22 protein-coding genes and 1 pseudogene are annotated in these 22,658 nt (G+C 67.9%); 10 read left to right on the plus strand and 13 right to left on the minus strand.

What is annotated here, in order from left to right; all coding sequences use genetic code 11:
- Position 1: 1 nt before the first annotated feature.
- The 4 genes from ACFFGN_RS13205 to ACFFGN_RS13220 form a co-directional block, all read right to left on the minus strand.
- On the minus strand, positions 2 to 712 hold the full coding sequence (locus ACFFGN_RS13205) for a PH domain-containing protein (protein WP_380047013.1): 711 nt from the start codon (positions 710 to 712) through the stop codon (positions 2 to 4).
- Positions 713 to 781: 69 nt separating this feature from the next.
- Entirely contained in the window at positions 782 to 940 is a 159-nt protein-coding gene (locus tag ACFFGN_RS13210; protein WP_380047015.1) for a hypothetical protein, read from the minus strand.
- 228 nt (positions 941 to 1,168) lie between these two features.
- On the minus strand, positions 1,169 to 2,125 hold the full coding sequence (gene meaB, locus ACFFGN_RS13215) for a methylmalonyl Co-A mutase-associated GTPase MeaB (protein ID WP_380047018.1): 957 nt from the start codon (positions 2,123 to 2,125) through the stop codon (positions 1,169 to 1,171).
- Positions 2,126 to 2,168: 43 nt separating this feature from the next.
- Positions 2,169 to 3,371 (minus strand): acetyl-CoA C-acetyltransferase, encoded by a 1,203-nt coding sequence (locus tag ACFFGN_RS13220; RefSeq protein ID WP_380047020.1) that lies wholly within the window; start codon positions 3,369 to 3,371, stop codon positions 2,169 to 2,171.
- Positions 3,372 to 3,486: 115 nt separating this feature from the next.
- Between ACFFGN_RS13220 and mce the strand changes: the two genes are divergently transcribed.
- The 4 genes from mce to ACFFGN_RS13240 all read left to right on the plus strand — a co-directional run bounded on the left by mce (position 3,487) and on the right by ACFFGN_RS13240 (position 8,003).
- Positions 3,487 to 3,924 carry a methylmalonyl-CoA epimerase gene (mce, locus tag ACFFGN_RS13225; RefSeq protein WP_380047022.1) on the plus strand — a complete coding sequence of 146 codons (438 nt, stop codon included), beginning with the start codon at positions 3,487 to 3,489 and terminating at the stop codon, positions 3,922 to 3,924.
- 174 nt (positions 3,925 to 4,098) lie between these two features.
- A complete protein-coding gene (gene ccrA, locus ACFFGN_RS13230; protein WP_380047024.1) occupies positions 4,099 to 5,436 on the plus strand; it encodes a crotonyl-CoA carboxylase/reductase in 1,338 nt (445 codons plus the stop codon).
- 215 nt (positions 5,437 to 5,651) lie between these two features.
- Positions 5,652 to 6,740 carry a coiled-coil domain-containing protein gene (locus ACFFGN_RS13235; protein ID WP_380047027.1) on the plus strand — a complete coding sequence of 363 codons (1,089 nt, stop codon included), beginning with the start codon at positions 5,652 to 5,654 and terminating at the stop codon, positions 6,738 to 6,740.
- A gap of 3 nt (positions 6,741 to 6,743) precedes the next feature.
- Positions 6,744 to 8,003: an AI-2E family transporter gene (locus tag ACFFGN_RS13240; protein WP_380047029.1), complete on the plus strand. Its 1,260-nt coding sequence runs from the start codon at positions 6,744 to 6,746 to the stop codon at positions 8,001 to 8,003.
- 579 nt (positions 8,004 to 8,582) lie between these two features.
- On the opposite strand, the gene ACFFGN_RS13245 is transcribed toward ACFFGN_RS13240, so the two are convergent.
- The 4 genes from ACFFGN_RS13245 to ACFFGN_RS13260 all read right to left on the minus strand — a co-directional run bounded on the left by ACFFGN_RS13245 (position 8,583) and on the right by ACFFGN_RS13260 (position 12,415).
- Positions 8,583 to 9,353, minus strand: coding sequence for an alpha/beta fold hydrolase (locus ACFFGN_RS13245; RefSeq protein ID WP_380047031.1), 771 nt, complete (start codon positions 9,351 to 9,353; stop codon positions 8,583 to 8,585).
- A 10-nt stretch (positions 9,354 to 9,363) separates the two neighbouring features.
- Positions 9,364 to 9,660, minus strand: coding sequence for an Rv1322 family protein (locus ACFFGN_RS13250; RefSeq protein WP_380047033.1), 297 nt, complete (start codon positions 9,658 to 9,660; stop codon positions 9,364 to 9,366).
- 112 nt (positions 9,661 to 9,772) lie between these two features.
- Positions 9,773 to 11,164: a M28 family peptidase gene (locus tag ACFFGN_RS13255; protein WP_380047035.1), complete on the minus strand. Its 1,392-nt coding sequence runs from the start codon at positions 11,162 to 11,164 to the stop codon at positions 9,773 to 9,775.
- Positions 11,165 to 11,275: 111 nt separating this feature from the next.
- Complete coding sequence (locus tag ACFFGN_RS13260; protein WP_380047037.1) at positions 11,276 to 12,415, minus strand: fatty acid desaturase family protein; 1,140 nt, start codon at positions 12,413 to 12,415, stop codon at positions 11,276 to 11,278.
- A gap of 176 nt (positions 12,416 to 12,591) precedes the next feature.
- On the opposite strand from ACFFGN_RS13260, the gene ACFFGN_RS13265 reads away from it, so the two are divergent.
- Both ACFFGN_RS13265 and ACFFGN_RS13270 read left to right on the plus strand, forming a co-directional pair.
- Positions 12,592 to 13,935, plus strand: coding sequence for a sensor histidine kinase (locus ACFFGN_RS13265; RefSeq protein ID WP_380047039.1), 1,344 nt, complete (start codon positions 12,592 to 12,594; stop codon positions 13,933 to 13,935).
- Positions 13,887 to 14,534, plus strand: a complete 648-nt coding sequence (locus ACFFGN_RS13270; RefSeq protein WP_380047041.1) for a response regulator — start codon at positions 13,887 to 13,889, stop codon at positions 14,532 to 14,534. Before ACFFGN_RS13265 ends, ACFFGN_RS13270 begins: the two co-directional genes overlap by 49 nt.
- A 37-nt stretch (positions 14,535 to 14,571) precedes the next feature.
- Here the strand turns inward: ACFFGN_RS13270 and ACFFGN_RS13275 are convergent, their stop codons facing one another.
- From ACFFGN_RS13275 to ACFFGN_RS13290, 4 genes are read right to left on the minus strand one after another with little or no spacing between them, the layout of a single operon-like run.
- Positions 14,572 to 15,303: an amino acid ABC transporter ATP-binding protein gene (locus tag ACFFGN_RS13275; RefSeq protein WP_380047043.1), complete on the minus strand. Its 732-nt coding sequence runs from the start codon at positions 15,301 to 15,303 to the stop codon at positions 14,572 to 14,574.
- Entirely contained in the window at positions 15,300 to 16,157 is an 858-nt protein-coding gene (locus ACFFGN_RS13280; protein ID WP_380047045.1) for an amino acid ABC transporter permease, read from the minus strand. The genes ACFFGN_RS13275 and ACFFGN_RS13280 overlap by 4 nt, the downstream gene beginning before the upstream one ends.
- A 44-nt stretch (positions 16,158 to 16,201) precedes the next feature.
- Complete coding sequence (locus tag ACFFGN_RS13285; RefSeq protein WP_380047047.1) at positions 16,202 to 17,047, minus strand: ABC transporter substrate-binding protein; 846 nt, start codon at positions 17,045 to 17,047, stop codon at positions 16,202 to 16,204.
- 46 nt (positions 17,048 to 17,093) lie between these two features.
- Positions 17,094 to 18,869: a 3-hydroxyacyl-CoA dehydrogenase family protein gene (locus tag ACFFGN_RS13290; RefSeq protein WP_380047049.1), complete on the minus strand. Its 1,776-nt coding sequence runs from the start codon at positions 18,867 to 18,869 to the stop codon at positions 17,094 to 17,096.
- 246 nt (positions 18,870 to 19,115) lie between these two features.
- On the opposite strand from ACFFGN_RS13290, the gene ACFFGN_RS13295 reads away from it, so the two are divergent.
- From ACFFGN_RS13295 to ACFFGN_RS13305, 3 genes and pseudogenes are all read left to right on the plus strand, one after another.
- On the plus strand, positions 19,116 to 19,670 hold the full coding sequence (locus ACFFGN_RS13295) for an RNA polymerase sigma factor (RefSeq protein WP_380047051.1): 555 nt from the start codon (positions 19,116 to 19,118) through the stop codon (positions 19,668 to 19,670).
- Positions 19,671 to 20,192: 522 nt separating this feature from the next.
- Positions 20,193 to 20,282, plus strand: a pseudogene (locus ACFFGN_RS13300) (hypothetical protein); the annotation flags it as partial.
- Complete coding sequence (locus ACFFGN_RS13305) at positions 20,265 to 21,107, plus strand: RCC1 domain-containing protein (protein WP_380047102.1); 843 nt, start codon at positions 20,265 to 20,267, stop codon at positions 21,105 to 21,107. The pseudogene ACFFGN_RS13300 and the gene ACFFGN_RS13305, both read left to right, overlap by 18 nt.
- A 65-nt stretch (positions 21,108 to 21,172) precedes the next feature.
- Here ACFFGN_RS13305 and ACFFGN_RS13310 read toward each other — a convergent pair whose 3' ends face one another.
- Positions 21,173 to 21,895 (minus strand): NUDIX domain-containing protein, encoded by a 723-nt coding sequence (locus ACFFGN_RS13310; RefSeq protein ID WP_380047054.1) that lies wholly within the window; start codon positions 21,893 to 21,895, stop codon positions 21,173 to 21,175.
- A gap of 72 nt (positions 21,896 to 21,967) precedes the next feature.
- On the opposite strand from ACFFGN_RS13310, the gene nucS reads away from it, so the two are divergent.
- Positions 21,968 to 22,627, plus strand: coding sequence for an endonuclease NucS (gene nucS, locus ACFFGN_RS13315; RefSeq protein WP_380047056.1), 660 nt, complete (start codon positions 21,968 to 21,970; stop codon positions 22,625 to 22,627).
- Positions 22,628 to 22,658 lie beyond the last annotated feature (31 nt).

A 22,658-nucleotide genomic window follows, 5' to 3' on the forward strand; every position in this document is an offset into this window, starting at 1 on the left:
ATCAGTCGTCGGGGTGGGTGTCGGTCCAGTTGCCGCGGTCGCTGTTGAAGATCGACTTGCTGGTCGGCCGGCTCGAGTGCTGGTGGGTTGTCGCCACCGGCGCGGCCGTGATCTCGGTCGCCGGGTCCATGCCGATCGGACCGGTGCCGTCGTCATCGGAGTCCTCGTCGCTGACCACGACCGTGTCGACACTCGCGCTGGCCCGCAGACCGGTGCGCTGGATGACCCGCTGGATGGTGAGATCACGCTCGTCCGGCCGGCTGACGAAGCGGATCTCGCGGAAGCCCTGGTCCTGGGCCGCCGACTCGAAGATGAAGTGTCCGTAGCCCATGAACCGGCCGACCCAGGGCTTCTCCAGGGTGATGTCCAGAATTCGCGCGATCGGGGTGGTCGCCACTCGCTGGCTGAACACACCCCGGATCCGCATCACCCGCATGTTCGTGACCACGAACCGGTCCCGGTGCTCGGTCAGGAACCGCCAGAAAGCGTGTCCGAGCAAGAGCAGCACCAGGAAGAGCACGACTCCCGCCGCGTTCAGCGACAGCAGCAGCATGGTGATCAGCATGGCGGCCGCCAGCGCGACCTCCAGCATCGGCACCGTGAACACCACCCAGTGGTGACGAACCTCGTCGATCACCACCTCACCTTCGTCCGCGATCAGATGGCGCCTGACCTTCGGATCGAAGATTTTGAAGAGGCCTATCCCCGCCATGCGTGCTCCACCATCGTCAGCCCCGTACCAGGCCGTGCGGCCCTGAAAGTCAAGCTTAGGTCAGGTGGCTCAGTTGAACAGCGCCGTCAGAAAGGTGATAACGCTTCCAAACGCGTCCCCGACAGCCGAGAACGCACCGCCCACTGCGTCTGCGGCGTTCTCCGGCTGGGTGAACAGATAAAACGCCGCAAAGGCGATGACCAGCCAGATCAGCAGCTTCTTAGGCATGTCACCACTCCTCGTTCTCAGCCATTCGGTCGACTGTGTTGTATCACGGGTAGTCACTCATTGTCACTGACTGAACACAGCCCACCGCACAATGCCCACCAGCTACAAGTCCTATTCTGTAACGGATCGGGGGGCACGGCGTACCTCGGCGCGCCGCGTCCGCAGGAAGTGTCCCAGACCAACGGTCCTTACCGCTTGGTACCAGTCAGTAACCGTTGGTCAGCCGTCTCACAATGCGGCGATCAACTCGTCCGCGGCGGCGTACGGATCGGTGTCCCCGCCGGCCACCTTCGCAGCCAGCACGTCGAGCCGGGAATCCCCGTGCAGATGGGCGAAACGCGATCTCAGCGCGGTCATCGCGATGGCCTCGATCTCATCCCGCGCGCGGCTTCGGCGGCGCTGTTCGAGCACCCCGGTGGCCCGCATCAAGGCCAGCCGCTCGCCGATCTTCACGACCACCTCGTCGACACCCTCGTTGCGGCTGGCAACCGTCTTCAAGATCGGCGGAACCCAGGCATCCGACCCACGTTCGGCCAGCGCCAGCATGGCCCGCAGGTCCCGAGTGACGTTCTGCACACCGTCACGGTCCGCTTTGTTCACCACATAGATGTCGCCGACCTCTAGGATGCCCGCTTTCGCCGCCTGGATGCCGTCACCCATACCCGGCGCGAGCAGAATCAAGGTGGTGTCGGCCATGCCGGCCACCTCGACCTCGGACTGCCCCACGCCGACCGTCTCGACCAGTACGACGTCGAAGCCGGCCGCGTCGAGCACTCGCAGCGCCTGCGGCGTCGACCAGGCAAGACCACCCAAATGCCCCCGCGAGGCCATCGAACGGATGAAAACACCCGAGTCGGTCGCGTGGTCCTGCATCCGGACCCGGTCGCCCAGCAGGGCACCACCGGAGAACGGCGAGGACGGGTCCACCGCCAGCACGCCGACGCGCTGCCCGGTCGCCCGGTACGCCGAGACCAGCGCGGACGTGGAAGTCGACTTACCGACCCCTGGAGAGCCCGTGATGCCGACGATGTGCGCCTTGCCCGCATGCGGAGCGAGCGCCGCCATCACCTCACGCAACAGCGGCGACTCGTCCTCGACCAGGGAGATCAGCCGGGCGACCGCGCGGGCATCCCCGGCGCGGGCCCGCTCGACCAACTCCGGCACCGGTGCGGTGCGTCGTGCCATCAGCCCTCAATCCGCAAGCGGCGCATCAGTTCCCGACCCGCGATCAGCGCTTCGGCACGCGGACGATCAGCGCGTCGCCCTGGCCGCCACCACCGCACAGCGCGGCCGCGCCGGTGCCACCGCCACGACGCTGCAGCTCCAGCGCCAGGTGCAGCACGATCCGGGCACCCGACATACCGATCGGGTGGCCGAGCGCGATCGCACCACCGTTCACGTTCACCAGGTTGTCGTCGATGCCGAGTTCACGCGAACTGGCAATACCGACGGCCGCGAAGGCCTCGTTGATCTCGATCAGGTCCAGCGAGCCCGGTTCGATGCCCTCCTTCGCGCAGGCCTTCGCGATCGCGTTGGCCGGCTGGCTTTGCAGGGTCGAGTCCGGGCCGGCGACCGCGCCGTGCGCGCCGATCTCGGCCAGCCAGGTCAGGCCCAGCTCCTCGGCCTTGGCCTTGCTCATCACGACGACCGCGCAACCGCCGTCGGAGATCTGCGAGGCCGAACCCGCCGTGATCGTGCCGTCCTTGCTGAAGGCCGGACGGAGCTTGGCCAGCGTCTCGACCGTGGTGTCGCCGCGAACGCCTTCGTCGGTGTCGACGACGATCGGGTCACCCTTGCGCTGCGGCACCTCGACCGGAACCACCTCGTCGGCGAACACGCCGTTCTTCCACGCCTGGGCCGCGAGCTGGTGCGACCGGGCGGCGAACTGGTCCTGCTCTTCGCGGGTGAGCTTGAGGCCGTCGGTGTTGGCCGTCTCGGTCAGCGTGCCCATCGCCTGCTCGGTGAAGACGTCCCAGAGGCCGTCGTACGACATCGAGTCGACCAGGGCGGTGTCGCCGTACTTGAAGCCCTCGCGCGACTTCGGCAGCAGGTGCGGCGCGTTCGTCATCGACTCCATCCCGCCCGCCACGATCACGTCGTACTCACCGGCGCGGATCAGCTGGTCGGCCAGCGCGATCGCGTTGATACCGGACAGGCAGACCTTGTTGATGGTCAGCGCGGGCACCGTCATCGGAATGCCGCCCAAGGTGGCGGCCTGGCGGGCCGCGATCTGCCCGGCGCCGGCCTGCAGCACCTGGCCCATGATCACGTACTCCACCTGCTCGGGAGCGACCCCGGCCTTGGCCAGCGCGCCCTTGATCGCGAAGCCGCCGAGCTCACCGCCGGTGAAGCCCTTCAAGCCGCCGAGCAGCCGCCCGATCGGGGTGCGCGCACCGGCGACGATGACCGTGGAGTTCTCCGAATTCGACATGTCGCCACGATACCTGCGCCGTCACTGGTACAGGCCTGTCGATCAGGTCACACGGATGGTGTTGTGCCAGCCACACTTGATGGCTTCCCACCCGCGGGTGCGCGACCCTGGCGACATGCGAACGCAACTGCCGACCCAGCTCTTCGAGGCGATCGACCACGTGGGAATCGCCGTACCGGATCTCGACGAGGCCGTGCGGTTCTACGCGGATGCTTTCGGCATGAAGGTCACCCACGTTGAGGTCAATCCCGAACAAGGCGTGCGCGAGGCGATGCTGGCGATCGGCGACTCGGGTTCGTCGATCCAGCTGCTCGCGCCACTGTCCGACGAGTCCCCGATCGCGAAGTTCATCGATCGCAAAGGCCCGGGGATCCAGCAACTGGCCTACCGCGTCAACGACATCGAGGCGGTCTCGCAGGCGCTGCGCGATCGGGGCCTGGAGCTGCTGTACGACGAGCCGCGCAGAGGTACGTCGAACTCCCGGGTCAACTTCATCCACCCCCGCTCGGCCGGTGGCGTCCTGGTGGAACTGGTCGAACCAGCCTCGTCCTGACGCTTTCGGTAAGGCCCCACCGGGATAAGACCACTGTTATCGGTGGCCTGATTTCGTGACACGCCTCACGGTTACGCCCGATGGCCTTGCGAAGTGGGTCACAAGGCGATGCCATAGAGGTCTACTGGTCGGTAGATTCCGGCGAAATCGAACCGTGGCTCCAGGAGGAACGACGTGAAGCAGATCCTCGAAGCGATTCTCGCCGGCGATACCCCGGCGGAGGACTTCGGCCAACTCGACGTACCGGAGCACTACCGCGGCATCACCGTGCATGCCGACGACGTGACCATGTTCGAGGGCCTGCCGACCAAGGAGAAGGACCCGCGCAAGAGCCTGCACCTGGACGACGTACCGACGCCGGAACTCGGCCCGGGCGAGGCCCTGGTGGCGGTGATGGCCAGCGCGATCAACTACAACACCGTCTGGACCTCGATCTTCGAGCCGGTCTCGACGTTCTCCTTCCTCAAGCGGTACGGCAAGCTCTCCCCGCTCACCGCCCGGCACGACCTGCCGTACCACGTGGTCGGCTCGGACCTCGCCGGCGTCGTCCTGCGCACCGGGCCGGGCGTGAACGCGTGGAAGCCCGGCGACGAGGTGGTCGCGCACTGCCTGTCGGTCGAGCTGGAAAGCCCCGACGGGCACAACGACACGATGATGGACTCCGAGCAGCGGATCTGGGGTTTCGAGACGAACTTCGGCGGCCTCGCGGAGATCGCCCTGGTCAAGTCGAACCAGCTGATGCCCAAGCCGGCCCACCTCACCTGGGAAGAGGCCGCCAGCCCGGGTCTGGTGAACTCCACCGCCTACCGCCAGCTCGTCTCGGCCAACGGCGCCAACATGAAGCAGGGCGATGTCGTCCTGGTCTGGGGCGCCTCCGGTGGTCTCGGCTCGTACGCGACGCAGTTCGCCCTCAACGGCGGCGCGATTCCCGTCTGCGTGGTGTCCAGCCCGGAGAAGGCCGAGCTGTGCCGCGCGATGGGCGCCGAACTGATCATCGACCGCAACGCCGAGGGTTACCGGTTCTGGTCCGACGAGAACACCCAGGACCCGAAGGAGTGGAAGCGCCTCGGCGCCAAGATCCGCGAGCTGACCGGCGGCGACGACCCGGACATCGTCTTCGAACACCCGGGCCGGGAGACCTTCGGCGCTTCGACGTACGTCGCCCGTCGCGGCGGCACGATCGTCACCTGCGCGTCGACCTCGGGTTACATGCACGAGTACGACAACCGGTACCTGTGGATGAACCTCAAGCGCATCGTCGGCTCCCACTTCGCGAACTACCGCGAGGCCTGGGAGGCGAACCGCCTGATCGCCAAGGGCATGATCCACCCGACCCTCAGCCGCAGCTACACCCTCGAGGAAACCGGCCAGGCCGCGTACGACGTGCACCAGAACCGCCACCAGGGCAAGGTCGGGGTCCTCGCCCTGGCCCCCACCGAAGGCCTAGGCGTCCGCGATACCGAACTCCGCGAAAAGCACCTCACCCAGATCAACCGCTTCCGCGACCGCTGACGGTCTCCCCCTGCCCCTGGTACCGGCTGGTGCCAGGGGCAGCTCTTTGCGACGAGTGGACGCGTTTGCCGCTCGTCCGCGACGTGTCAGGCGCAGGCTGCCTAGCCGCGGCAAAACGCGTCCACTCGTCGCAAAGAGATGGTGGTGAGGGGTGGGGGCAACTACCTCTAGGGTGGTGGGGTCTTGCCCGCTAGCTGTTTCGAAGGGTCTTTGTGATGGCTGAAGAGTCGAGTTTGCCGTTCTTCGACCGTACGGCGTCCGCCGCCGGCACCTTTCCCGTGGGAAGACGCGGGTATGACAAGGATGCGGTTGATGAGGCCGTGCGCAGGCTGGAGGCCGAACTGGCCGAGGCCAAGGCGAAGGCCGAGGCACTCACGACCAGCCAGGCCCCGCTGCTCGCGCAGTTGGACGAGGCGAAGCGGCAGCTCGAGGCGACGGCCAATCCGACGTACGCCGGGCTGGGCGACCGCGCCGCGCAGATTCTGAGGCTCGCGCAGGACCAGGCGCAGGAGGCGCTCGAGGAGGCCAAGCGCGAGTCCGACGAGATGCGCGCGCAGGCCAAGAAGGAGGCCGAGGCGCTGCGTTCGACCGGTGAGCGCGAGGCCCAGGACGTCCGGACCGTGGCGCTGACCGAGATGGACAGCATGCGCCGTACGGCGGAGGGCGACGCGGCGGAGATCAAGCGTACGGCGGAGACCGAGGCCGACGAGATCCTCGCGGCCGCCCGGCGTAAGGCCGAGCAGCTCCGGCTCACCGCCGAGCAGCAGGCCAGCACGCTGAAGAACGGCGCCTTGCACGAGGCGGAGAAGATCCGTACCGCGATCCAGCGCGAGTCGGCCGCACTGCGGGCGCGGCTGGCCGACGAGCGCGAGCAGCAGGCCAAGGAACTCGCGGACAAGCACGCGCAGATCGCCGGCGACACCGAGAACCTGACCACCCAGATGCGCGAGGCCGCCGAGCAGTCCGAGCGCCGCGTGGCCGAGGCGACCGCGCAGGCCACGAAGATCCGCCAGCAGGCGGAGGAATCGGCCGAGCGTACGTTGACCCGGGCCCGCCGCGAGGCCGAGCAGCTGCTCACTTCGGCGCGTACGCGCGCGGAGGCCGAGTTGGCTGCCGCAGCCGAGGAAGCCGCCCGGACCAAGGTGATCAGCGCCCGGGAGACCGAGCGGCTGGCGAAACGTCGTGACGGGATTCTGGCTCAGATCGCCGGGTTGAACGATATCGCCACTAACATCGCCAGGCAGGCCGCCGAGCTGGACTCGGCAACCACCCAGGACACCAGTCCCAGTAGCCCGAAGGACTAAGACGTGACGCCTACCGGCGGCGACAACTCCAAGAACACCGAGCCGACGGCCGAGGTACTGGCCGCCGCCGAGCAGGCTCAGGAAGCGGCCGAAGAGGCGACTGCCGCGGCCGAGGAAGCCGAGGAGTCGGCCGAACTCGCCAAACGCCAGCAGCAACAGGCCACGGCGGTCGTGAGCGAACTGCTGATCGACGACAAGGACCCGGCCGACGGTATGGGCCGGCCCGGTCCCCCGCTGCACCGGTCGAACCCGTTCGTGTTCGGGTTCTTCGGCGCCCTCGGCGTACTGGTGGCTCTCGGGCTGTGGGGTGCGCTCGGCGCGGCCAAGTCGGTGCTGGTGCTGCTGGTGGTCTCGATGTTCCTGGCCGTCGGGCTCAACCCGCTGGTCGAGTGGTTCATGCGCCGCGGCCTGAAGCGTGGCGCGTCGGTCGGCGTGGTCTTCCTGCTGGTGGTGCTCGCGTTCACCGGCGTCGGCTGGGCGATCGTGCCGGTGGTGTCGGAGCAGATCAACGGCCTGGTCAAGAACGCGCCCGAGTGGCTCGACCTGCTGACCAAGTCGCAGACGCTCAAGGCCCTCAACGAGGAATACAAGTTCATCGAGAAGGCCAAGGAGTACGTGCAGGACCCGGCGCTGGCGCAACGCGCCTTCGGCGGCATTCTCGGCGTCGGCAAGGTGGTCGCGAACGCGCTGTTCTCCACCTTCACCATCCTGGTACTGACGCTGTACTTCCTCGCATCGCTGCCCACGGTCAAGCGCGCGGCGTACAGCCTGGTCCCGGCCACGCGCCGGCCGCGTGTCTCGATCCTCGGCGACGAGATCCTCAGCCGGGTCGGCGGTTACGTCAGCGGCCAGTTCCTGGTCGCGGTCACGGCCGGCTTCTTCGCGTTCGTCTTCCTGCAGATCGTCGGCCTTCGGGAGTACGCCGTCGCGCTGGCGATCGTGCTGATCTTCTGCGCGTTCATCCCGATGGTGGGCGGCCTGATCGGTACGGTCATCATCGCGCTGATCGGTTTCGCCTCCGGCCTCTGGGTCGGCGTGGCCTGCCTGGCGTACGGAATCATCTACCAGCAGGTCGAGAACTACGTCGTCGCACCCCGCGTCATGCGCCGAGCCGTCGACATCCCCGGCGCGGTGACCGTCATCGCGGCCCTGATGGGCGGCGCCCTGCTAGGCGTGGTCGGCGCCCTCCTGGCCATCCCCACCGCTGCCGCCGTCCTGCTCATCATCCGCGAAGTCTGGGTCCGCAAAGCCGACGCCAGCTAACGGTGCGGCGGTGGAGCGCACCGCCGCACCGCCGCACCGCCCCAGGCCTCCTCAACCGTCCATCCGCCTGGGCGTTCGCCCACCTGTGGCTCGATCCGTCCAGGCCAGCCTCCCCGCGACCGGGCCCCGGGCGCAGCTCGCCGGCTTGGCACCTTCGCTGCCTTGCGCCCAGCCCTTCTATCCACTCGCGAGTGGTCACCAGGGGTCGGCTGCCGACTTTTGGCGCGGCTACCTGGTTGGAACCGGGTAGCGGTCAAACAACTCGGCAGCGGTGGCGCCACAACTGGGTAGCCGCGCGATCGCGTCCGCCTGGGCGAAACGCGGCGACCATTGCGCGGGTCGACCTGCGAAACGGGGAGTCGACCCGTCAAGTTCGACACGTCGACCCCCGATCGAAGATGCCGACCCGCGAACTTCGAGCGCTTACCGGCAACGCGATACGGACACGCCTCACCCGAGCACCGATGCGCCCGGACCTCCGCGCGACCACGCGTTCAACTCTCGAGGAGGCGGGCACATCCGCCCGGCAGACCGGGCCTCGGCCATGCGGTCGTCCCCACTGCGTTCTCGTTGTCGGTGTTAGGCCAGGAACGGGGTGACGGTGGCGAGAAAGTCGTCGAGTCGTTCGGCGTGGACCCAGTGGCCGGCCTCGGGGATCTCGGCGAGCGTGGCGTTCGGGAAGTAGCCGGTGATCGCGTCATGGTGCTCGGGCTGGACGTAGTCGGACTTGCCGCCGTACACGAACAGCGTCGGTCCCTCGTAGCGGCCGGTCGTCTCGGGCCAACCGGAGATGTCCGGAATGGCCGCCTCGATCACCGGCAGGTTGGGACGCCAGCGGGCGCCTTCGTCGTCCAGCACCAGGTTCTGCAACAGGAATGCCCGAGTCGACGCGAGCGGCACCGCGTCGACCAGTTGCTCGTCGACCTCGGCGCGACGACGTACGGCGCTGAGGTCGGCTTCGCGCATGGCCTGGGCGTAGCCGACGAAGGCCGGCGGGTAGGTGACCGGGGATACGTCCACGACCACCAGACGCTCGACCAGGTCCGGCGTCTGCAAGGCGGTCAGCATGGCGGTTTTGCCGCCCATGGAGTGGCCGATCAGCGCGACCGGGCCGAGGCCGAGCGCGGTGATGGTTTCGGCGACGTCCGCCGCCATCTCGGTGTAACTCATCGTCGGCACGTGCCCGGAGGTGCCGTGGTTGCGCAGATCCATCGCGATCACCCGATGGCCGGTGGGACCGGCGGCAAGCCGGCGTGCGGCGGTCATCCAGTTGCGGCTGGAACCGAACAGGCCGTGCAGTACGACGACCGGGGTGCCCGTCTCGCCGTACACCGTGGTGGGGAGCTGCATCACAAACCCTTCATCGGCGACGTTGCCAGCAGGCCGTATGCCAGTGCCGGCGCTCGTCCATGGACTGGCCGCCGCCGAGCGCGCCGAGCAGGCTCGGGTTCTCCGGCCAGACCACCACGTGTGGAACGGCCGGCGCGATGGTCTGATCGCAGCCCGGGCAGCGATAGGCCTTACCCGCGGCCGAACCGCTCAGGCGGCGAACCATCCAGGAGCCGTCCGCCTTGTCCTCGCGCGTCTGATGCCCGCCCAGCAGCGGACGGTCACTGACCGGACGCGTCCACTTCGAGGGCTTGCGGCGATTTGGCATGGCACGTCGAGCCTACCGAGGCGACCCCGGCGTGTCGGGGCCGCCCCGGGCGGCTGAGCGCTTACCGGCTCACCACTGCCGGCTCAGCGCCTGCGGACTCAGCGCTGCGAGCTCAGCGCTTGCGAGCGGCGGCGTACGCGGCGGTGCCGATCAGCTCCATCGAGACCTGCAGCCGGTCGAAGCTGACGTTCTTGGCGATGGTGTCCTCCGGCGAGTGGTACGGCGGTTCCAGCAACGCGGGTGATGCCTCACCACGCCAGGAGAAGTTCGCCGCCGCGATGCCCACCTCCTGGAACGACTGGTGATCGCTGGCCCCGCGCTGGACCGGCCCGGTCAGCTGGGGGTCGTAACCGAGCCGCTGCGCGGACGCCCGGACCGCGTTGGTGGCGGCGTTGGCCAGACCGTCGAACGACAACAGCCAGTACGTGATGGCCGGGTCCCAGCTGGTCGCGACCATGTCGTTCTGGAAGACGGCCCGGTGGCGGGCGCGATCCGCGGCCGAGAGCGCGGCGACGTGCGCCCGGGAACCGATCAGCCCCTGCTCTTCCGAACCCCACAAGGCGAAGCGCAGCGTGCACTCGGTCGGCAACGAGGCGAGCACCCGCGCGACCTCGAGCGTCAGCACCGTGCCGGAGCCGTCGTCGTTGGCGCCGGGCGCTCCGATCACCGAGTCGTAGTGGCCGCACACCATCACGATCGGCGCATTGGCGGCGTCGTGACCGCGGGCGCGGCGTTCGCCGATGACGTTGTGCGAGGTCAGCCCACGATGCGCCGTGGTGGTGATGGCCAGCGGCAACGAAGTGACCACCTTGAGCGCCTCGCGCAGCCGTTGCTTCTGGATCTGCGCGACACCGATGACCGGGATCGGTACGGCGGTGAGGCCGCTGGGCGAGAACGCCTGCGCCCGGCGCGGGAACACCGCGTCCGTCGGCAGCAGCACCACGGCCACGGCACCACGGGCGACGGCGTCGGCCACGAAGGCAGGCCGGGCACCGAAGTTGTCATCCGCGAGTACGACCGCGCCGGTGACGTCCGCGGGCCAGACCGGCGCCGTGGCGAGGCCGACATCCACGGCCGGACCTGTGACGGTCACGTCGTGCGCCGCGCCCGGGGAGGCACCGGCCTGCCAGCAGATGTCGTCGGGCAGCATGCCCCGCGGATCACCGAGCTGGGCGGTGAACTTGTCCGCCACCGGGAACGGTTCGAGCCGGGTCCGGTAGCCGAAGCGGTCCAGCTGGCTTTCGAGGTAGTCGGCGGCGCGCTTCTCGCTCGCCGTACCGCCGATGCGCGGGCCGATCGTCTCCGACAGCATGCGCAGGTGCTTGTGCGCCCAATCGGCCGAGAGCGCCCGCACCACCTGGCGGTCGTACTTGTCGAGCTGGGGAGCGCGTACCGCGCCTGGGCGCAGGTCGTCCTCGGCCCAGGCGGGTAAGGCGGGAATCGCAGTGGCGGCGACCGTGCCTCCGACGGCGCCAAGCAGGGTACGACGGGTCAGATTGGCCATGGGCGGTACTCCTAGAGACGGGCGGCCCCGAGACCAGTCCGACCGTAGTCGAAGTCCCTGCCGCCCGCCTAGCCGTCAGCGCGTCCCGTCCGCAGCCCGCGAAGGCAATGCTCAGACCGAGGCCTTGTCGTGTGAGTGCTTGACCCGCTCGGCGCGTGCGATCGCCTTCGCGGCAACGGCGTTGGCCTTCTCCGCGGCGGCGATGGCCTTCTCGGCCCGCAGCTCGGCGCCGACCTCGTGCAGGTACAGCAGGGCCTCGGAGTAGGACCGGCCGACACTGACCGATCGGTACTGCAGGTTGATGCGCTCGCAGTAGGCCTTCACCATCGGCTGTGCGTAGCGCAGGTTGGCCCGCGGCATGTTCGGGAACAGGTGGTGCTCGATCTGGTAGTTCAGGCCGCCCATCATCCAGTCGGTGACTAGACCGCCGTCGACGTTGCGCGAGGTCAGCACCTGCTTCTCCAGGTGGCCCCAGCGCTCGGTGTCGGCCGGGTCGGGCATTTCCATGCCTTTGTGGTTCGGCGCGAAGACGCTGCCGAGGTGCAGGCCGAACAGCATGTGGTGAATGACGGCGAAGATCGCGGCCTTGCCCGGCGACATCACCAGCAGCAGTCCGGTGAAGTACAGCGCGTGGTGCGCGGCGATGAGACCAAGCTCACGACGGGCCGAGGCGGTCTTGCGGCGCTGCCAGAGGAAGAGAATGCCCGAGACCTTGAGGTTCAGGCCTTCCAGCGTCAGCAGCGGGAAGAACAGCCAGGCCTGGTTCCGCGACAGCCAGCCGTGCAGGCCGGTCCGGCCCTCCGCCTGGGTGAGCGTCCACACCATCACGCCCTCGCCGACGTCGGGGTCCTTGTCGGTGTGGTTCGGATTGGCGTGGTGCCGGTTGTGCTTGTCGTTCCACCAGCCGGCACTCATGCCGAGCAGCAGGTTGGCGTGCACGAGCTGGATCCAGTCGTGTACCCGGCGGGAGCTGCTGATCTGCTGGTGACCCGCGTCATGGCCGAAGAAGGCCGCGCGGGTGGTGAAGAGCGCGAAGGGGATCGCCAGGAAGAGCGTCCACCAGCTGTTACCGAGCACGGCGACGCCCGCGCCCACGGCAGCAAGGCAGATGACGTTGATGCCGATAGCGATGACGTAGGCCGCGGTGCGCCGTTCGAGCAGGCCGGCCTCTTTGACCTCACGCAAAAGGGGCGAGAAGTCACTGCGGCGGGTCTTGGGCGGGGCGTTCGTCAAGACAGACGGCTGTGCCATCAGGTCCTCGATTCGGAGCGGGTTTGAAGGCCTGGGCGTTCAGCCGCGGCCAGCGTACGTCATCATCCTGACCGCTTTCGGCACACAAAACAGTGGTGCTACTACCCGTATTAGGGGATCCAGACCGCCTTGGGGAAGTAGACCTGGCACCACTGTCAGTAGTGTGGGAGTCGAGCATGATGGATGCGCCGAGGCACTCCAGCGCGGCCATCGAACGGGAGAAGCTGATGTCAACCACCACGACCACGCCGGCGGGTATACCGCTGCTGGCCAGGCCTTTTGTGGCGCTCGGGCTGGCCGTGCTGGCCGAGATCGGCATCGCGTTTTTTGTCCTGCAGGTGGTTGCGACACCGCTGGTCATCGTCACGGTCGGTATTCCCCTGCTGCTGGTGGCCATTCCGGCCACCCGGTGGTATGCGAATCTGCACAGGTTCTTGATCGGCAAGCTGACCGGTGTGCACATCCCGCGGCCCTATCGCCAGGCGAGTCGCCCCGGCCCGCTGCGCTTCCTGCGCACCGCCGCGGCCGATCCGGCCACCTGGCGGGACTTGGCCTGGCTGCTGGTGAACGCCACCCTCGGCTTCGTGATGACGTTGCTGTCGGCTGTGTTGTTCCTCTCGATGATCTTCTACCTGATCTATCCGTTCCTGCTCGCCGTCACGCCGCCTGGCGTCTTCGACCGGCCGTTCGGTGGATTGGTCGAGCTGGATCACGCGGTCGAGGGCTTCTACATGTGGCCGGTCGCGGGAATCGCTTTCCTGCTCTGGTACAACTTCGGCCGGCCGCTGCTGACGGGATACGCCCAGCTGAGCAAGTCGCTGCTCGGGCCGACCAAGGCCGCCGAGCTCAACCTGCGCGTGCAGGAACTCGCCACCTCGCGGGCGGAGACCGTCGACACCCAGGCGGCCGAGCTGCGCCGGATCGAGCGGGACCTGCACGACGGCGCCCAGGCCCGGCTGGCCGCGCTCAGCATGACGCTCGGCCTCGCTGAGTCGATGGTGGGCCGCGATCCCAAACAAGCCCAGCAACTGCTCACCGAGGCCCGCGAATCGGCTGGTCACGCCCTGTCGGAGCTGCGCGATCTCGTTCGCGGCATACACCCGCCCGTGCTCGCGGATCGCGGCCTGGACGGCGCCGTGCGGGCGCTCGCACTGGCCTGCCCGATCAAGATCGACATCACCATCGACCTGCCGGGCCGGCCGCCCGCGCCGGTGGAGTCCGCGGCGTACTTCGCGATCGCCGAGGCCCTCGCGAACCTGGTCAAGTACTCGGCCGCGACGACCGCCTGGGTGCAGCTGAGCTACGCGGACGAGAAGCTGCACATCATGGTCGGCGATGACGGTATCGGCGGCGCCGAGATCCGCCCTGGCGGCGGTCTGTACGGAATTCAGCGCCGTCTGGCCGCCTTCGACGGTACGTTGACCCTGGTCAGCCCGACCGGCGGACCGACCACCGTGATCATGGAGTTGCCTTGCGAGTCGTCATCGCTGAAGATCACGCCCTCCTCCGGGACGGCCTGATCCGACTGCTGAACGCCCACGATTTTGATGTCGTGGAGGCCGTCGACAACGGGCCCCGGCTGGTACCGGCGCTGGTCGAGCACCGGCCGGACGTGGCCGTGGTCGACGTCCGGCTGCCACCCACCTTCACCGACGAGGGCCTGAAGGCCGCGATCGAGGCCCGGCGGCAGGTGCCCGGCCTGCCGATCCTGGTGCTCTCGCAGTACGTCGAACAGCTGTACGCCCGCGAGCTGCTCACGGGCGGCGGTGGCGCCGTCGGATACCTGCTGAAGGACCGCGTCTCGAACGTTGCCGAGTTCATCGATTCGGTCCGGCGTGTGGCCGCGGGCGGTACGGCGATGGACCCGGACGTGATCGGTCAGTTGCTGGCCCGCAACACCCGCGACGCGCCGATCCAGCGGCTCACGCCCCGCGAGGCGGAGGTGCTCGGCCTGATGGCGGAGGGCCGTTCCAACGCGGCCATCGCGAGCGCCTTGTTCGTCACCGAGAAGGCCGTCAGCAAGCACACCAACAGCATCTTCGCGAAGCTGGACCTGCCGCCATCCGAAGACGACAACCGCCGGGTGATGGCGGTTCTCACCTACCTGTCCTCACACTGAGCAGAGTCGTCCTTGGCGGCCGTCCTTGGCGGCCGGGTCAGACTGACAGACGGCTGAGGAACTGGCGGGTGCGGGCCTCGCGTGGGGCGTCGAGGACCTGCGCCGGCGGTCCGGACTCGAGCAGGCGGCCCGCGTCGAGGAAGCAGACCCGGTCCGCCACCTGCCGCGCGAAACCCATCTCGTGCGTGCAGATCAGCATCGTCATGCCCTCGTCCTTGAGCTCGCGCAACAGGTCGAGCACCTCGCCGACCAGTTCCGGATCGAGGGCCGAGGTGACCTCGTCCAGCAGCATCAGCGCGGGCGAGTTGACCAGCGCCCGGGCGATCGCGACGCGCTGCTGCTGACCTCCGCTCAGCTCGTCGGGTTTGGCGCTCGCCTTCTCCACCAGGCCGACGCGCTCCAGCATGGCCATACCGCGCTGACGCGCCTCGGCCGGCCGAACCCCGTGCACGCGGATCGGAGCCAGCGTGATGTTGTCGATCACGCTCAGGTGCGGGAACAGGTTGTACGCCTGGAACACCACGCCGATACCGGCCCGGACCCGATCGACGTTCACCCTCGGATCGGTGATGTCCTTTCCGTTCAACGTGATCACGCCGTCGTCGACGGTCTCCAGCAGGTTCACGCACCGCAGCAGCGTCGACTTGCCCGAGCCGGAGGCCCCGATCAGTACGACGCACTCCCCTGGTTCGACGTCCAGGCTGAACGACTCCAGCACGACGTTGGAACCGAACGACTTGCGCACGTCCCGTACGGACAACAGCGTCATACCAGGCCTCCCCCGGCGCCGTACCAGCCCTGCCGACGGGCCACCCAGTCGGTCAACCGGGTCAACGGAATGGTCATCGCGACGAACAACAGCCCGGCCACGACGTACGGCGTGAAGTTGAAGTCCTCGGCCGTTTCCAGCTGCGCCGCCCGGATCGCGTCGACCACTCCGAGTACGGCGATCAGGCCCGAGTCCTTCTGGAGCGAGACGAAGTCGTTCAGCAACGGCGGCAACACCCGGCGAACCGCTTGAGGTAGTACGACGAACCGCATCGTCTGCGGATAACTCAGTCCCAGGGACCGGGCCGCCGCGCGCTGCGACGGGTGGATCGACTCGATGCCGGCGCGAAAGACCTCAGCGACGTACGACGAGTAGGTCAGCACGAGCGCGGCACCACCGAGTACGACGGCCTGGTTCGGCATTCCCTTGAGCTGCAGGGCCGGAATACCGAAGCCCAGCAGGAAGATCACCAGCAGCAGCGGTAATCCCCGGAACACGTCGGTGTAGGCCGCCGCGAAGAACCGCAGCGGGAAGAAGATCGGCCCGCGCAGGGTGCGTAGTACGGCCAGCGTCAAGCCGAAGATCACGATCAGCACGGCGCACACCAGCATCACGCGGATGTTCAGCCAGAGGCCTTCGGCCACAACCGGCAGCGCCTCCCAGCCGCGATCCAGGTTGAAGAAGGTCTCCCGCACCCGCGGCCAGCCGGGCGTGGCCCCGATCCCGAACGCGAGCAGGCCCGCCAGCAGGATCGAGCTGGTCGCCGCGATCAGGGTGGAAAGGCGGGCCCGCGACCGTCGGTAGGCGATGCGCTCGCGCTGCAACTCCGACGGCTGCCAGCTGCTCGCCGGCATTCGCTGCGTGTCTGTTGGCCGCGGGTCTGTTGGCTGTCGGGCGGTCACTTCAGTTCCGGGGCACCGCCGGCGGACAGCCACTGCTGCTGCAGCTTCGCCAGGGTGCCGTCGGCGCGCAGCGCGTCAACCGCCTGCGAGACACAGGAGGTCAGCTTGGAGCCCTTCTCCAGTACGAAACCGAACTGCTCGATCTCGTCGATCGTCGGCGGGACCTGCCCGACGATTACGCCGTCGTCCAGCTGGGCGGCGGTCATGTAGAAGCCGGTCGGCAGGTCGACCACGATGCCGTCGATCTGCTTGTTCTTGAGCGCCTGCACGGCCAGGTCGTTGGTGTCGAAGACGGCCGGGTTCTGCTTGGGCTTGATGACCTCCTTGGCCACCGTGTAGCTGGTGGTGCCGACCTGCGCACCGAGCTTGGCGTCAGCCAGTTCGGCCACCGTCTTGGCGGCGGCGATCTTGCTGCCCTTGGTGGTGATCACTGTCTGGGTCACGTCGTAGTAGCCGCTGGAGAAGTCGACGGCCTTGCGCCGCTGCTCCGAGATCGACACCTGGTTCACGTCGATGTCGAACTGCTTCGGGCCCGGCGCGAAGGCGGTGTTGAACTGCACGGTCAGCCACTTCACCTCGGCCGGTTCGAAGCCGAGCTTCCTGGCGACCGCGTACGTCACGGCGGACTCGTAGCCCTTGCCGTTCGACGGATCGTCCGCGTTGAACCACGGCTCGTACGCGGGCTTGTCCGTGCCGACCGTGAACGTGCCGGGCGTCTTCAGCGCGAGCTTCTCCTTCGCGCAGTCCCCCGCGCCCGACGGTGCCGGCGTGCTGCCGGTCTCCTCCGGCGCGCAGGCCACAACGGCGAGCAGGACGGCAGCAAGGGCAACAGGCAGTTTCACGGCTGAACCTTTCGGGAACGTTTAGGCACCCGCAGCCTAAGCCTGGTCAGCTGTAGTCGCGGAAGCCGCGTCCCGTCTTCCGGCCGAGGTAACCCGCGGTGACCAGGTGTTCCAGCAGCGGCGCCGGCGCGAAACCGGGCTCACGGAACTCGAGGTACAAGGTGCGCTGGATGGCCAGGGACACGTCCAGCCCGACCACGTCGAGCAGTTCGAACGGGCCCATCGGCAACCGGCAACCCAGCTTCATCGCGGTGTCGATGTCGTCCACGCCGGCGTAGTGCGCCTCGAGCATGCGTACCGCGTCGTTCAGGTACGGGAACAGCAGCGCGTTCACGATGAAGCCGGCCCGGTCGCCGCAGCGTACCGGGTGCTTGCCAAGGGCAACGGCGAAGGCCGCCGCGGTGTCGGCCACCTCGGGCGACGTACTGACCGTGCTGACCACCTCGACCAGCTTCATCACCGGCGCGGGGTTGAAGAAGTGCAGGCCGACCACGTCCGCGGGGCGCTTGGTCGCCATCGCCAGATCGATCACCGGCAGGCTCGACGTCGTGGTCGCGAGTACCGCGCCGGGCTTGCAGATCTCGTCGAAGGTCTCGAACAGCGCCTGCTTGACGCTGAGCTCCTCCACCACGGCCTCGATCACCAGGTCCGCGGTCGCGAGATCGTCCAGTTTCGACGTACCGGTGATGCGGCCGAGCGCGGCGTCACGCTCCTCGGCGCTGAGCTTGCCGCGCTGTACGCCCTTCTCCAGCGAGCGCTCCAGGCCGGAACGGACCTTCGCCACCTTCTCGGTACCGCGCGCCACGTAGAGCACGTCGTACCCGGCCTTGGCGCAGACCTCGACGATGCCGACGGCCATCGTGCCGGACCCGATCACCGCGACCTGCTTGATGTCGCGCGTCTTGACCTGGTCACCGACGGCGGTCGGGGTCAGCTCGTCATCCACGACCACGGGCGAGTCGGCGGATTCGTAGGTGTAGAAGCCGCGACCGGTCTTCCGGCCGAGCAGGCCCGCGGTGACCATCTGCTTGATGATCGGCGACGGCGCGTGCAGCCGGTTGCGGCCCTGCTTGTACATCGTGTCGAGGATCTCGTACGCCGTGTCGAGACCGATCAGGTCCAGCAGCGCCAACGGGCCCATCGGGTAACCGCAGCCGAGGCGCATCGCCGCGTCCACGTCCTCGCGGGTGGCATAGCGGGACTCGACCATGGAGACGGCGTGGTTCAGGTAGCCGAACAGCAGGGCGTTCGCGATGAAGCCGGCCCGGTCGGCCGCGACCACCGGGCTCTTGCCGAGGCGGCGGGCCAGCTCGGACACGGCCTCGACCACGTCGGGCTCGGTCACGACGGTCTTGATGACCTCGACGAACTCCTGCACCGGCGCGGGGTTGAAGAAGTGCATGCCGACGACCCGGCGCGGGCGCTGGGTGGCGACGGAGATCTCGGTGACCGACAGGCTCGAGGTGTTGGTGGCGAGGATCGCGTCCTCGCGGACCACCTTGTCGAGCGCGGCGAAGATGTCGCGCTTCAGCTCGAGCTGCTCGACGACGGCCTCGATCACCAGATCGCAGTCGGCCAGCGCGTCCATCGAGGTGGCGAACGTGACCCGGTCGAACAGCGCCTGCTGCTCCTCAACGGCCAGCTTGCCGCGCTTCACCGCCCGGTCGGTCGAGTGCTCGATATGCCCCCGCCCACGCGCGACCGCCGCGTCATCACGCTCGACGCCGACCACGGTCACGCCGTTGCGCGCGAAAACCTCCGCGATTCCGGCGCCCATCGTGCCCAGCCCAACAACACCCACGGTCCTGATCTCACGAGCCATGCCTCGCAGTGTGCCAGTCCCGCGACTGGTCCGCCCATGAGCCACATCACCCCTGAGTGCCACCTCACACTCCGTACGGCCACTTCGGGGTGAATCCTTTTGCCGGGTAACGGCCTCTTATAGGGGTCCGGCATGCTGCCGGACGGAATCCGGAGGCTGTCATGATCGTCGGTATCGCTGTCACTGTCGGGCTACTGCTGCTGTGCGCCTGCAGCTTCGCCGTCCTGCGCAAACGAGGCCGGGCGCGTGGCTGAGCCTGGTTCGGCTTGGCCTGCCGCTGAGCTCGTCGCTGCCGCGCAGGGTGGTGACGTCGACTCGATCGCCGCGCTGGTGTCGGGCGCACATCCCAACGTACGGCGCTTCGCCCACTCCCTCTGCGCGACACCGGAGGATGCCGAGGACGCGGCCCAAGAGGCGTTGATCATCCTGTACCGCAAGATCGGCACCCTCCGGGCTTCCAGCGCCCTGGCGTCGTGGATGTTCCGCATAGTCCGCAACGAATGCCTGCGACGGGCCCGAACGGTCCTACGTCCTCACCCGACTCCAACCGCCGCCGCCAGCTCGGCCTGCTCGGCAGAGGACGAGGTGCTGCAGCGTCTCGAAGCGAGCAAAGTGGCGGCAGCGATCGCCGAACTACCGGCCGATCAGCGCCGCGTCCTGATCATGCGAGACGTCCAGGGCCTCAGCGGCCGGATGGTCGCCGACGCGCTAGGCCTCACCACCGCCGCCATGAAGTCCCGCCTGCACCGCGCCCGCGCGACAGTCCGGCAAACCCTGCAACTCGGAGCGGACCATGACTAACTTCGCCAGCACTTCCCTCCCCCGCCACCTCCTCCGCGGCCTCCTAGGCTTCGGAGCCCTAGTAGCCTCCTTCGCCCTAATCCCCACCTTCGGTCCCCTCAGCCTCGTACTCCTCCCCCTAGGCGCCCTAGCCCTCCGAGGCTGCCCTATGTGCTGGACCCTCGGCCTCCTGCAAACCCTCTCCGCCAACCGCCTCCACCGCACCTGCCAGGACGGCCAATGCCGCCTGACCACCCCACCGTCTACCGGCCAGATCGGTACCGCCCGGCAGCCGTGGGCCGCCCCGCCATCTGCCACCATTTACCGCGTCCACGAATGAACGCTCCAACCCCCTAGTGTCCTGAGTCGGAAGTTCGTGCTTCAGCTCCGGTGTCCAGGTGCGTGCATCGCAAGGCGGAGAAGCGGTCGCGATGCTCTAGCATCGTGGCCGTTTCTCCAACGCCGCGAGGTGCGTGCCTGGGCGCCGGAGCTGTGCACGAACTTCCGACTCAGGACACTAGAGCTCGACGGGCGGATCAGCAGATGAACATCCGAATCAACTCCGGCCTGGCCGCGGGGAGACGACACTCAGTCGGTCGCCGTCAAGACGGCAGTGTGCTGGCCGTTGGAGACAACAGATCCGGCGAATGCCGCGTTGAGCAGTGGGAGAACGTAGTTGCCGTAGCCGCAGGAAACGTCCACACCGCAAACAACACCGGACGCTCCCATACGGTCGGACTGCGCAGCGACGGCACCGTGTTGGCGACAGGGTGGAACAGCGACGGCCAATGCGAGGTAGCCACGTGGCGTGACGTCACCACAGTCGCAGCGGGCTGGCGCCGTACGCTCGGAATCCGCGCGGACGGCACCGTCATCGCCACCGGGCGAGCATCCGAAGGCCAGTGCGCTGCGGAGTCCTGGCGAGACATCGTCGCTATCTCGTGCGGCGACTGGCATTCGGTCGGAGTCAGCGCGGACGGCACGGCATCGGCGGTCGGCAACAACCGCCGGGGACAATGCGACGTCGGCAACTGGAACGATGTCATCGCCGTCGCCGCCGGGTACCTGCACACACTCGCCCTTCGAGCCGACGGCCGAGTCCTTGCCACCGGAGACCGGTCCAACGGATCCTGCGACGTCAACGACTGGGAACACGTGGTGTCGCTGGCTGCCGGCAGCTATCACAGCGTTGGAGTCACCGCAGCAGGAAGAGTTCTTGCGATCGGAGACAACAGCCACGGACAGTGCGACGTCGACACCTGGACCGACATCGTGGCCGTGGCGGCCGGCTCCACTCACACCCTTGGCCTCCGCGCCGACGGCACTGTCATCAGCACCGGAAACAACACCGATGGCCAGTGCAACGTCAGCAACTGGTCAGAAGTACGCCCCGAGGCCCACCCAGCACCACCTGTGCAGTCGGGTTCGGGCATCCGTGCAGCCGACTTCGAACATTGACCGGCTCCGTCTCGACGCAGAGCCCGCCCTCGCAGTCGAGCACGACTCCAGAGACGGCTTGAGCGTCACGGCTGGGTCGTTTCGTCTACTTGGAGGGGGTGGGCTAGCCAGGCGGTGACTTGGGGGTGGCCGGTGGTCTGGAGGGCGGCGGCTATTGCTGGGGGTTTGAGGTTGGCGGCGACTAGTTGGTCCGTGGGGAGCCAGACGGCTCTGTAGGTGCCGTGGGGCGAGTCGGGCGGGTGGTTCATCTCTTCGCCGTCGCCGGTGCCGAAGACGCCTGAGACCAGTTCGGCGGCGTAGTAGTGCTGCAGACCGTCGCGGGCAATTACCTCGGCTATACGGCCTACAAGCCGTACTTCGACGCCTAGTTCCTCCCGAGCCTCCCGTACGGCGGCCTGCGCAGAGGTCTCGCCTGGATCGAGCCGGCCGCCGGGCAGTACGTGGTAGCGCAGGCCGTCACGGATGCGCTCGATCGCGGCGACGCCCTGATCCGACAACAGCAACACCCCGGCCCGGACCGGGGTACGGGCCGGGTGGACGTGGAGCCAGCCGGCGCCGTCGTGTTCGAACTCGGCGGGCGCGGGGATGCCGAGGAAGCTGTTGGCCAGCAGTACGACGGTTTCGCCGCGGTGGAGGTCGGCGACCAAGTCCGGATCGAAACCCGCACCGAGATCCGCGCCGACGTCCGCACCGGGATCCGCCGCGTAGACCCGCGCGATCCTGCGCTCGGCCGGCGGGATCGAACCCGGGCTGAGCACGAGCAACGTCGTCGGGCAATGCAGGCTCATCCCGGCACCCTCTCACCGCCGTACGGCACGGCGGTAGGTGGTGGGGTGGACGGGTGGACTACGGTCTTCGTCGTGCGCTTGGTGATTGCTCGTTGTTCTGTGGACTACTCCGGCCGGCTGACCGCCCATCTTCCGATGGCGCCCCGGCTTTTGATGGTGAAGGCGGACGGGTCCGTGCTGATCCACGCCGACGGTGGCTCGTACAAGCCGCTGAACTGGATGTCGCCGCCTTGCACGCTCTCCGAGGAGGAGGGCCAGTGGAAGGTGGTGAACAAGGCCGGCGAGGAACTGCGCATCACCATCGAAGAGGTGATCAGCGACTCGGCGTACGAACTGGGACTGGACCCCGGCCTGATCAAGGACGGCGTCGAGGCCCATCTGCAGGAGCTGCTCGCCGAGCACGTGACCACCTTCGGCGAGGGGTTCACCCTGGTGCGGCGGGAGTACCCGACGGCGATCGGGCCGGTGGATCTGCTCTGCCGCGACGCCGACGGCAAGCACGTGGCGGTCGAGATCAAGCGGCGCGGCGAGATCGATGGTGTCGAGCAGCTGACGAGGTACGTCGAGCTGCTGAACCGCGACCCGCTGCTGGCGCCGGTGCGCGGGATCTTCGCGGCCCAGCTGATCAAGCCGCAGGCCCAGTTCCTCGCGGCGGACCGCGGGCTGGAGTGCGTCACGGTCGACTACGACCTGCTGCGCGGCATGGAGTCAGACGTTCTCCGGCTGTTCTGAGTCACTTCACCTGGTCGAACTGGACGTAACG

The organism is Kribbella deserti (genome assembly GCF_042434725.1).
GTDB lineage: Bacteria > Actinomycetota > Actinomycetes > Propionibacteriales > Kribbellaceae > Kribbella > Kribbella deserti.

Coding starts and splice junctions, on each gene's coding strand:
- mce (WP_380047022.1), top strand. CDS start 3,487: ATGCGAACGCAACTGCCGACCCAGCTCTTCGAGGCGATCGACCACGTG.
- ACFFGN_RS13205 (WP_380047013.1), bottom strand. CDS start 712: ATGGCGGGGATAGGCCTCTTCAAAATCTTCGATCCGAAGGTCAGGCGC.
- ACFFGN_RS13210 (WP_380047015.1), bottom strand. CDS start 940: ATGCCTAAGAAGCTGCTGATCTGGCTGGTCATCGCCTTTGCGGCGTTT.
- ACFFGN_RS13265 (WP_380047039.1), top strand. CDS start 12,592: ATGATGGATGCGCCGAGGCACTCCAGCGCGGCCATCGAACGGGAGAAG.
- ACFFGN_RS13275 (WP_380047043.1), bottom strand. CDS start 15,303: ATGACGCTGTTGTCCGTACGGGACGTGCGCAAGTCGTTCGGTTCCAAC.
- meaB (WP_380047018.1), bottom strand. CDS start 2,125: ATGGCACGACGCACCGCACCGGTGCCGGAGTTGGTCGAGCGGGCCCGC.
- ACFFGN_RS13280 (WP_380047045.1), bottom strand. CDS start 16,157: ATGCCGGCGAGCAGCTGGCAGCCGTCGGAGTTGCAGCGCGAGCGCATC.
- ACFFGN_RS13235 (WP_380047027.1), top strand. CDS start 5,652: ATGGCTGAAGAGTCGAGTTTGCCGTTCTTCGACCGTACGGCGTCCGCC.
- ACFFGN_RS13255 (WP_380047035.1), bottom strand. CDS start 11,164: ATGGCCAATCTGACCCGTCGTACCCTGCTTGGCGCCGTCGGAGGCACG.
- ACFFGN_RS13290 (WP_380047049.1), bottom strand. CDS start 18,869: ATGGCTCGTGAGATCAGGACCGTGGGTGTTGTTGGGCTGGGCACGATG.
- ACFFGN_RS13310 (WP_380047054.1), bottom strand. CDS start 21,895: ATGAGCCTGCATTGCCCGACGACGTTGCTCGTGCTCAGCCCGGGTTCG.
- ACFFGN_RS13260 (WP_380047037.1), bottom strand. CDS start 12,415: ATGGCACAGCCGTCTGTCTTGACGAACGCCCCGCCCAAGACCCGCCGC.
- ACFFGN_RS13250 (WP_380047033.1), bottom strand. CDS start 9,660: ATGCCAAATCGCCGCAAGCCCTCGAAGTGGACGCGTCCGGTCAGTGAC.
- ACFFGN_RS13220 (WP_380047020.1), bottom strand. CDS start 3,371: ATGTCGAATTCGGAGAACTCCACGGTCATCGTCGCCGGTGCGCGCACC.
- ACFFGN_RS13245 (WP_380047031.1), bottom strand. CDS start 9,353: ATGCAGCTCCCCACCACGGTGTACGGCGAGACGGGCACCCCGGTCGTC.